Here is a 526-nt window from a genome sequence, read left to right on the forward strand (position 1 = left end):
TGAACAAAGCGTATAAATTCCGGATTTACCCGGATAAAAAACAGGAAGAACTTCTTGCTAAAACATTTGGATGCTGCCGTTTTATTTATAATATCATGCTGGATGACAAGAGAAAGGAATATGAGGCAACGAAGAAAATGAAGAAGACGACTCCGGCAGTCTATAAGAAAGAATATCCGTGGCTGAAAGAAGTAGATTCCCTTGCACTGGCGAATGTGCAGCTTCATTTGGAGAAGGCTTATAAGAATTTTTTTGTAAATCCGGTTGTTGGTTTTCCGAAATTCAAGTCCAGACATCGAAGCAGGAAGAGCTATACAACGAATGTGGTGAATGGGAATATTCGTCTGAGAAACGGAAAGATCCGGCTTCCGAAACTGAAGGAAGTGAAGATCAGGAAACATCGGGAAATACCGGAGGGGTATGTCCTGAAGTCGGTAACCATAAGTCAGGAGCCTTCCGGAAAATACTATGCAAGTCTGCTTTATGAGTATGAAGTCTGTGAGAACCAAGCAGAGAAGAGAAAAGA

The 526-nt window shown here is 41.4% G+C and carries 1 protein-coding gene; it reads left to right on the forward strand.

Annotated elements, in window-relative coordinates; translation table 11 throughout:
• Positions 1-526, forward strand: a 526-nt coding sequence (locus ACTNA4_RS16120) for an RNA-guided endonuclease TnpB family protein (protein ID WP_441031187.1), incomplete at both ends; no start/stop codon positions are given.

The sequence above is a fragment of the Bariatricus sp. HCP28S3_A7 genome (assembly GCF_052066375.1).
Lineage (GTDB): Bacteria > Bacillota > Clostridia > Lachnospirales > Lachnospiraceae > Allocoprococcus.